Here is a 6,252-nt window from a genome sequence, read left to right as displayed (position 1 = left end):
TCCAGCTAAGTAAAGATTGACGATTTGTTGCTTGAATTCTTGTGAAAAAGTTCTTCGTGTTCTCTTAGACATAAAAATTCCTCCTGGTATGTTTTCTTCTAGTCTACACACCTTAATTTTTCTGTCTAGTTAATTGTAGCCTATCCATTTACTCCTCTATCAACAATCTCAGAGCGAGCTCTACTCCAATCTACCCAATATTTTTGAGTATTACAATAAACACCATTTCCATAATAAGTTGCAGCATCTACTGTAATTCCTAAAGTAGATACACTTCATAAAACAATTCCTAAAATCATAAAAATACTAACAAATTTTTTCTTCATATAATTGCCTCCCTTTTTTATAAAACAATTATATGTAATTTTCAGAACATTTTTGCAAAATTTTCATAAATAGTATCTTTAGTGTCATAATCGTCACCAATATTCTGTAAGATCAATCAAATTTTATCTCACTAATAATAATAGTCTTAATAAATAAAAAATGGTCTTCACTTTTCGGAATATTTATTATAAAAGGAGCTTGCTATAAAAAAGAGAAAAATTAAAACACAATAAAACATGTACAAACATATCAAAAAAGGCCAGTCGACAAACCTGTTAACTAGCCTTTTTTATCTTAATTTCTAAATAAACGATACAGCCATTTTTGCGGACGTCCACGATAGATCACGTGCGTTTCTACTGCTTCTATCCGTTGCTGCTCATGATAATTGAAAATCTCATCTTCAGTAAGATCATAGTCCATCATCAATTGCTGGGCTTTGGCTAATGCGCTCATTGATTCCTCATCATTTACATCCGCCGCAAGCGCCAGTAATTTTTGAATCTTTTCTTTTCTCTTGTCTGCCATTTTCTACTCCTAAAGGTAAGTGTATGTTAAGTCTACTTCTTTTTTCTGAACGCTACTTTCCAGTGTTGCTAGTTCTTTTTGTGCTTTTTTCGTTCGTTTTAGTCCTTCTTTATACACCGTTGAAGTCTTATTATGACCTAACAATTCCAACTGTTCTAAGTCTTCCTCTAATTTCTCTACCCACATTCGCTTATGGTCTAATAAATTGTATTTCATGGTGATCTTCCTTTCTTCCTTTCTTCCTTTACTTGCACTAGCACTCTGTCTATAAAGCCAGTTCCCATGCCAGGTTTTTATCCTCATAGAATTTTGGATCGATATATCGGGTTAACTTATCGCATTCAAGCGTAAAGCTTTCTTCCTCGAATACAATAGAGATATTGTCCAATACAGTTCCTTCAAAGGCTAGCGCACCTAATTCTGTATGATTGTTTACCCAAACGACTTTTTCTTCAGTAATTCTAATTCCAAAGTAATCACGTACCCCATCGTAGCCACAAAGGCAAATGACCTTTGCTTGGTCAAAAAAGTAAGGCATTTTAAAGTAACGATCATCTACTACCGAAATTTCAGATCGTTCAAATTCTACAACACCATCTTCAGTTGCGGTTAACTGTGTTAAAATATCTGCTAACGATAGTTTAGTTTGTTTTTTCTTCATCTTATTTCCACCTTTTCCATTGTCTAAAAGTGATATCACTTTTAGGTTTTAGTATAAAAAGTGACGTCACTTTCTTAGTGCTGGTACCTCAAATCCTGCTTTTTCTTGGCAATCAATAAATCTAACGCAATACACATAATCCTGGATTCACTTTTGTCGTACTTCTGCTTTAGTTGCTGCAATTCTTTTTGTCTCTTTTCATCTAATGTCACGGGTAACCGTTTATTTCCTATTGCAATTGGCATTGGTACTCTCTCCTTTCATCGAAATAACCCCATGAAAAATATGGCTGCAATCATCTTGAATAGTAGACTCACGAGGACTAATACAAACCGCCAAAAGATCAAACAAAACACCAGTATTACCAAAAATACAGCGAGGTTTAACTGTACAGCTGCACTATCTCGCATAAGTATTTCGCCAACAAACAGTACTAACAATAAGGGAATAATCTTGTTCAAATGGATCACCTTCTTTCTCTTAAGTTATCGGGCTTTGCCCGTTTATTTCGCACCACCTAAGCGGCGGGGGCGGTTGGTGCGAAATAAGAACCATTCCCTTAGTTACTAGGCTTTTTTTGTCCTTATTTCACACATTCTCACTTTTCGGTATAAATGATTATTGACCTTTTTTTCTTTCAAATCGTTGATATGGAATCCGTTGTTAGTTGATAAATCACCTTATTCATTTTCGTTGTCTTCCTTTTTCATGGTGTAATATGCGCCATACTTATTGATATTTTCAAAATAATCTAACCATTCACTTGAAACAGTCTTGGCTTTTTTCGTTTCGATAAATTTCGCATACGTTAGTTCTAAAGCTTGGTATTCAGAAGGTTTAATAGTGCTTGGTTTGACACCTACTTCCAAGCATAGTAAGGCTTGGAAAAACCATTTTGCATTTTGCTTTTTCAGTTCTTCCAGTGTTCGATAGTACGTCGCAATAAGATTCATTTCGACACCTGATTCAATCATTTATTCCACAGCTACCGACAATTTTTCTTTATAATGTTTTTTTGGAACACGTGTTTCGTTGTATAGGAACGTCATATCCTCCATTTTTTGTGCCATTTTATCCAAAGGTAATTTGACAAATTCGTCATAGTAATTTTGAGCCATATTTTTTTCTCCTTTTTAGTTCTCTAATTTGGTTAACCAATATTCGTTTTCATAAGTTTCCAATTTTTCTTGATAATGCAGTTCACATCCTGCAATCTTCACTAAGTCTTCAAATAGCATAGTCGGTGCATCCTCTACTAAAGGGGTTTCTATCGTCCAGTACCGCGGAATAAGTAAAGCTTCTGCTACTTTTTCAGAAATGACTTCTTTGTCCACCAAAATTTGAACGACTTCTTTTACAGTCAATAATTTGTGTTGTGTTTTCATCAGCGTTTCTTTCCTTTCTCCTCAATCAAAATATAATCGCCATAAGACAAGGTATATTTTTTCCCGCATGTTGGACATTGATACAAACAATAGCTTTTGATACATTTCGCTCTTTCTCCACAATCGCATTCGACAGTATGTGGTGCATGATAGTTTGGGAATAATTCGCTGAAGGGAACACCCCAATAATCAAATTTCTTTCGCATGATTGATTCTGCCTCCTCTTAGGAAAGGTTTTACTTCCTTTCGTTAGTTCTTTCTTTATTGATTTGTTGGCCAGAATGAATCAACGAAAAGCGACAAGGACAAGGGCGCGCAGCGTGCCATTTACCCTTGTCCTTGTCGCTTTTTGGTGATAAAAGGCAACTTGTTGCCGGTCTGGCAAATCAATAAAGAGATAGCGAACAGGAACGAACCTTTTGGTGAGAGGAAGCTTTTCCTATTTTGTCTTACAAAGCAAGACCCCTTATCTTAGTGAACGTGCAACGTTCACTTCCTTTCTTCTCGAACGGCGGTGGCGGTTGGAGTGAGAGAAAGGTTTTTCAATTGAGAAGGCGCTTGTGCCTTCCTAAATAGGCCTTTCCCTTTCTTCCTGTTTCTATGTAAAACAAAAAGAGCTGCAGTCCTACATTAGGATTGCAGCTCTTCTTTTATTTATATGCCCATTGATCGCGTAAAATGATCAGGGTTTCTAATTTGCATCGATTCAATGACTAATTGATTCCGTTTATTGAAATGACCTGTGACGGCAATATTGTATTTTCCATCATCCATAATTAACAATTTATCGATAATTTCAATATCTGCAACTACACAATTAATCGATTCATGAATTGTTTGTAAAGTAAAGCGAACCAATAATGGTTGTGTTTTTATTACTCGGATTTTATCAAGCAAACCAACATATTTGTTCATCACGATCACCTCGCTAAAATTATAGCAAAAACAGTTAAAATTGAGAATTTTTATTCGATTTTAGATATGCTATAATGATCAAGACAGTAAAGTTTGTGACGGTGGCTATCCGATTGAAAGTGAGGTGGTGCGTATGTGCGTACTTCCAAAATCTTACAGAAAGGAGAAGCCTTTTGCCTGTTGAAACGGCGCTAGGATTAATGATTAGTTTCGGTTCTTTGATCGCAACAATCATTTTTGGAATCTTAGCAGTTGTAAACAACAATCAAAAAAAATAACCGTCAGCTTTAGCCGGTCGACGATTATTTTTCAAAAATAATATTAAGCTGGTCACCGTCTTAAACGGTGCTGTTAGGGGAGTTGTTAGCGCAACTCCTCTTTTCGTATCCATTATAACAACTTTATTGATCTTTTACAATCAGAATGGTAAATCATCATCACTAATATCGATTGATTGTCCGCCAAATGGATTTTGTGAAGCGTTCAATCCATTGTTGTTAGGCGTAGCTACATCCCGTTGTTCAAAGGTGGTAGGGCTTGGACTGCTGGACGATTGATCAGCGTGCGCACGGCTCTCTGTCGTTGCTTTACTTTCTAATAGTTGAAAGTTATCAGCTACAACTTCTGTCACATACACACGTTGTCCTTGTTGGTTATCGTAGGTTCGGGTTTGAATCCGTCCGACAACGCCAATCAAGCTGCCTTTTTTAGCTAATGTCGCCATCGTTTCTGCTGGTTTGCGCCAAATCACACAGTTGACAAAATCGGCTTCTCGATTGCCGTTTTGATTCGTGAAATTACGATTAACGGCTAAGGTAAAAGTGGCCACTGCTGTGCCACTTGCGGTATAACGTAAATCTGAATCTTTGGTTAACCGTCCTACTAAAGTTACATTATTAATCATCTTTATCTCTCCGTTTCTTGATTCATTTGTTGTGATCTTTTAAACTGCCTTTTTCTTTCTTGATTTTCAATTTTGATCACACTTTTCATTAGGTGATCAATTTCGTTGACTGTATCTGCAAATGAAATGGAATTCGCAAACGTGTTAACTGAGCGATATTTTTCCCACTGCTTTTCCAAATAGTCGTTTCCCCTGATCTTATCCATTTCTCTTTCATAATAAAAGGATAAAGGCTTTGTATCTCCACGTTTTGTAAATGTATTTCGAACACTTTTGTATAACTCTTTCGTATCAATATTTTCTAGTTTCGGAATGGTAAATAAGTCGTAGTAATCTTTTGCTCTCGAATTATCTGTGCCAAAGCTGAACGTAGCACTTAGCTTTTCTGCAATAATTTGTTCTGTTGGATAAGCTGGAATCTCCACTTTTTTATCTTCAAACATTAATTGGTGATAGTGTGTATCTACTTCAGGATAAATAGAATCTCCTGTTGTCACGTCCATTTTAAACGGTACACGTACTTTCTCTAAATTAGCCACCAATTTAATTTGAAATCCAGGATAAAAATCGGCTTCTCTTGTTTCCTTCATTCCTTGAATAGAGAAAACAATGCCTTCTTTTGTGGGTTTTCTAGTTAAATCATTAAAAATGCTCTTCAATTTTTCTTCAGTTAATTTGCTATTTCTAAATGTCGTATCGATATCAATTGTTGTCCTTCTATCGATTCCATATTTTGATCCTAATAAAAAGCCGCCTTTCAAAATGAAGTCATTTTTGTACTTTGATTCAGAAATTTGTTCAATTAGACGATCCATCATAAAATGCCGTTGCACTAACTGTGCATTTAATCCTGTACTCTTTGCTAAATTTCTTGTTTTTGCTGCAAATTGTGTCGGTGTCATCTTTTTCCTCCATCAATATAAGCTTTGCATGTGGTATTTCATTTCTTTTTCTACATGTAGTTTTGTCATGTAATCTCTTAATTTACTTGGATCTCTCAATGGGTCTTCCATGTACTCTTTTAATGCTTCTAATTTCATTTCATATTCAATTTCATATCTCGGATTCCAAATATCACAAAGTGTACGCTCTTTATCATACATAGTAATAGGATTTCCTTGAAAGGAAGTTCCCTCTACTTTTCCTAGTTCATAAACTTCTTTCTTCACGAAATGAAATTGTAACTGCTGCTCTTTTGTAATTGAACGATCAACGTTATAGCCATGGGGAAAAGTTAAGTGAATGAATTTCGGCATATTCGTAGAAAGCTGGTAAATATCTAAAGTCGTTTCATGAGAGAAGATTCCCCTGGAAAATCGTTGCTGAAGCCAAAATAAATCATCTATTCCATGACCATCCTCTACATAATAACCACGATCAACTTTGATCAATTTTCCTTGATTCACCAATCTTTGTACAGTGGTTGCTGCGATTCCTAATTTTCTGGCTTCCTTCATAGATAAATTTCCATCGCGAATAGCCAACAATTCTTTCAGTTTCTTTTGCATTTACTTCCCCCCTTTCGTTACAAA

Annotated in this window: 13 protein-coding genes and 2 pseudogenes; 2 read left to right on the top strand and 13 right to left on the bottom strand. The window is 35.7% G+C overall.

Features of this window, described 5'->3' with window-relative positions; translation table 11 throughout:
- Window positions 1-140: 140 nt before the first annotated feature.
- The 5 genes and pseudogenes from KFO35_RS11625 to KFO35_RS11605 form a co-directional block, all read right to left on the bottom strand.
- A pseudogene (locus KFO35_RS11625) lies at window positions 141-299 on the bottom strand (leucocin A/sakacin P family class II bacteriocin).
- A gap of 334 nt (window positions 300-633) precedes the next feature.
- Window positions 634-855: pseudogene (locus tag KFO35_RS11620) on the bottom strand (DUF2786 domain-containing protein); the annotation flags it as partial.
- Window positions 856-864: 9 nt separating this feature from the next.
- A complete protein-coding gene (locus tag KFO35_RS11615) occupies window positions 865-1,071 on the bottom strand; it encodes a hypothetical protein (RefSeq protein WP_002311003.1) in 207 nt (68 codons plus the stop codon).
- 49 nt (window positions 1,072-1,120) lie between these two features.
- The gene (locus tag KFO35_RS11610; protein ID WP_002293546.1) at window positions 1,121-1,516 is read right to left on the bottom strand and encodes a hypothetical protein; all 396 of its coding nucleotides are present in this window, start codon (window positions 1,514-1,516) and stop codon (window positions 1,121-1,123) included.
- 74 nt (window positions 1,517-1,590) lie between these two features.
- Window positions 1,591-1,761: a hypothetical protein gene (locus KFO35_RS11605; protein ID WP_002330428.1), complete on the bottom strand. Its 171-nt coding sequence runs from the start codon at window positions 1,759-1,761 to the stop codon at window positions 1,591-1,593.
- Window positions 1,762-1,858: 97 nt separating this feature from the next.
- On the opposite strand from KFO35_RS11605, the gene KFO35_RS14415 reads away from it, so the two are divergent.
- Window positions 1,859-2,086: a hypothetical protein gene (locus KFO35_RS14415; RefSeq protein ID WP_306173746.1), complete on the top strand. Its 228-nt coding sequence runs from the start codon at window positions 1,859-1,861 to the stop codon at window positions 2,084-2,086.
- 110 nt (window positions 2,087-2,196) lie between these two features.
- Here the strand turns inward: KFO35_RS14415 and KFO35_RS11600 are convergent, their stop codons facing one another.
- The 5 genes from KFO35_RS11600 to KFO35_RS11580 all read right to left on the bottom strand — a co-directional run bounded on the left by KFO35_RS11600 (window position 2,197) and on the right by KFO35_RS11580 (window position 3,816).
- Window positions 2,197-2,469: a hypothetical protein gene (locus KFO35_RS11600; RefSeq protein WP_002300801.1), complete on the bottom strand. Its 273-nt coding sequence runs from the start codon at window positions 2,467-2,469 to the stop codon at window positions 2,197-2,199.
- Window positions 2,470-2,490: 21 nt separating this feature from the next.
- A complete protein-coding gene (locus KFO35_RS11595; RefSeq protein ID WP_002330429.1) occupies window positions 2,491-2,634 on the bottom strand; it encodes a hypothetical protein in 144 nt (47 codons plus the stop codon).
- Between the two features lie 15 nt (window positions 2,635-2,649).
- The gene (locus KFO35_RS11590; protein ID WP_002311001.1) at window positions 2,650-2,901 is read right to left on the bottom strand and encodes a hypothetical protein; all 252 of its coding nucleotides are present in this window, start codon (window positions 2,899-2,901) and stop codon (window positions 2,650-2,652) included.
- Window positions 2,901-3,107: a hypothetical protein gene (locus KFO35_RS11585; protein ID WP_002330430.1), complete on the bottom strand. Its 207-nt coding sequence runs from the start codon at window positions 3,105-3,107 to the stop codon at window positions 2,901-2,903. The genes KFO35_RS11590 and KFO35_RS11585 overlap by 1 nt, the downstream gene beginning before the upstream one ends.
- A 448-nt stretch (window positions 3,108-3,555) precedes the next feature.
- A complete protein-coding gene (locus KFO35_RS11580; RefSeq protein WP_002295623.1) occupies window positions 3,556-3,816 on the bottom strand; it encodes a hypothetical protein in 261 nt (86 codons plus the stop codon).
- A gap of 173 nt (window positions 3,817-3,989) precedes the next feature.
- On the opposite strand from KFO35_RS11580, the gene comI reads away from it, so the two are divergent.
- The gene (gene comI / locus KFO35_RS14230; protein WP_008274030.1) at window positions 3,990-4,094 is read left to right on the top strand and encodes a competence inhibitor ComI; all 105 of its coding nucleotides are present in this window, start codon (window positions 3,990-3,992) and stop codon (window positions 4,092-4,094) included.
- A gap of 140 nt (window positions 4,095-4,234) precedes the next feature.
- Here comI and ssb read toward each other — a convergent pair whose 3' ends face one another.
- From ssb to KFO35_RS11560, 3 genes are read right to left on the bottom strand one after another with little or no spacing between them, the layout of a single operon-like run.
- Complete coding sequence (gene ssb, locus KFO35_RS11570; RefSeq protein ID WP_142644757.1) at window positions 4,235-4,720, bottom strand: single-stranded DNA-binding protein; 486 nt, start codon at window positions 4,718-4,720, stop codon at window positions 4,235-4,237.
- Window positions 4,721-4,722: 2 nt separating this feature from the next.
- Window positions 4,723-5,622, bottom strand: coding sequence for a nucleotidyl transferase AbiEii/AbiGii toxin family protein (locus KFO35_RS11565; protein ID WP_002310998.1), 900 nt, complete (start codon window positions 5,620-5,622; stop codon window positions 4,723-4,725).
- A gap of 12 nt (window positions 5,623-5,634) precedes the next feature.
- The gene (locus KFO35_RS11560; RefSeq protein WP_002310996.1) at window positions 5,635-6,228 is read right to left on the bottom strand and encodes a type IV toxin-antitoxin system AbiEi family antitoxin domain-containing protein; all 594 of its coding nucleotides are present in this window, start codon (window positions 6,226-6,228) and stop codon (window positions 5,635-5,637) included.
- Between the last annotated feature and the right edge of the window lie 24 nt (window positions 6,229-6,252).

This window comes from Enterococcus lactis, from assembly GCF_015751045.1.
Taxonomy (GTDB): Bacteria; Bacillota; Bacilli; order Lactobacillales; family Enterococcaceae; genus Enterococcus_B; species Enterococcus_B lactis.
Note: the sequence above shows the minus strand (reverse complement) of the source record. Positions and strands in the feature narration are given on the sequence as shown.

What these genes read in the sequence shown, in the direction of transcription:
- KFO35_RS11615 (WP_002311003.1), bottom strand. Translation starts at nt 1,071, where the DNA reads ATGAAATACAATTTATTAGACCATAAGCGAATGTGGGTAGAGAAATTA.
- KFO35_RS11610 (WP_002293546.1), bottom strand. Translation starts at nt 1,516, where the DNA reads ATGAAGAAAAAACAAACTAAACTATCGTTAGCAGATATTTTAACACAG.
- KFO35_RS11605 (WP_002330428.1), bottom strand. Translation starts at nt 1,761, where the DNA reads ATGCCAATTGCAATAGGAAATAAACGGTTACCCGTGACATTAGATGAA.
- KFO35_RS11600 (WP_002300801.1), bottom strand. Translation starts at nt 2,469, where the DNA reads ATGAATCTTATTGCGACGTACTATCGAACACTGGAAGAACTGAAAAAG.
- KFO35_RS11595 (WP_002330429.1), bottom strand. Translation starts at nt 2,634, where the DNA reads ATGGCTCAAAATTACTATGACGAATTTGTCAAATTACCTTTGGATAAA.
- KFO35_RS11590 (WP_002311001.1), bottom strand. Translation starts at nt 2,901, where the DNA reads ATGAAAACACAACACAAATTATTGACTGTAAAAGAAGTCGTTCAAATT.
- KFO35_RS11585 (WP_002330430.1), bottom strand. Translation starts at nt 3,107, where the DNA reads ATGCGAAAGAAATTTGATTATTGGGGTGTTCCCTTCAGCGAATTATTC.
- KFO35_RS11580 (WP_002295623.1), bottom strand. Translation starts at nt 3,816, where the DNA reads ATGAACAAATATGTTGGTTTGCTTGATAAAATCCGAGTAATAAAAACA.
- ssb (WP_142644757.1), bottom strand. Translation starts at nt 4,720, where the DNA reads ATGATTAATAATGTAACTTTAGTAGGACGGTTAACCAAAGATTCAGAT.
- KFO35_RS11565 (WP_002310998.1), bottom strand. Translation starts at nt 5,622, where the DNA reads ATGACACCGACACAATTTGCAGCAAAAACAAGAAATTTAGCAAAGAGT.
- KFO35_RS11560 (WP_002310996.1), bottom strand. Translation starts at nt 6,228, where the DNA reads ATGCAAAAGAAACTGAAAGAATTGTTGGCTATTCGCGATGGAAATTTA.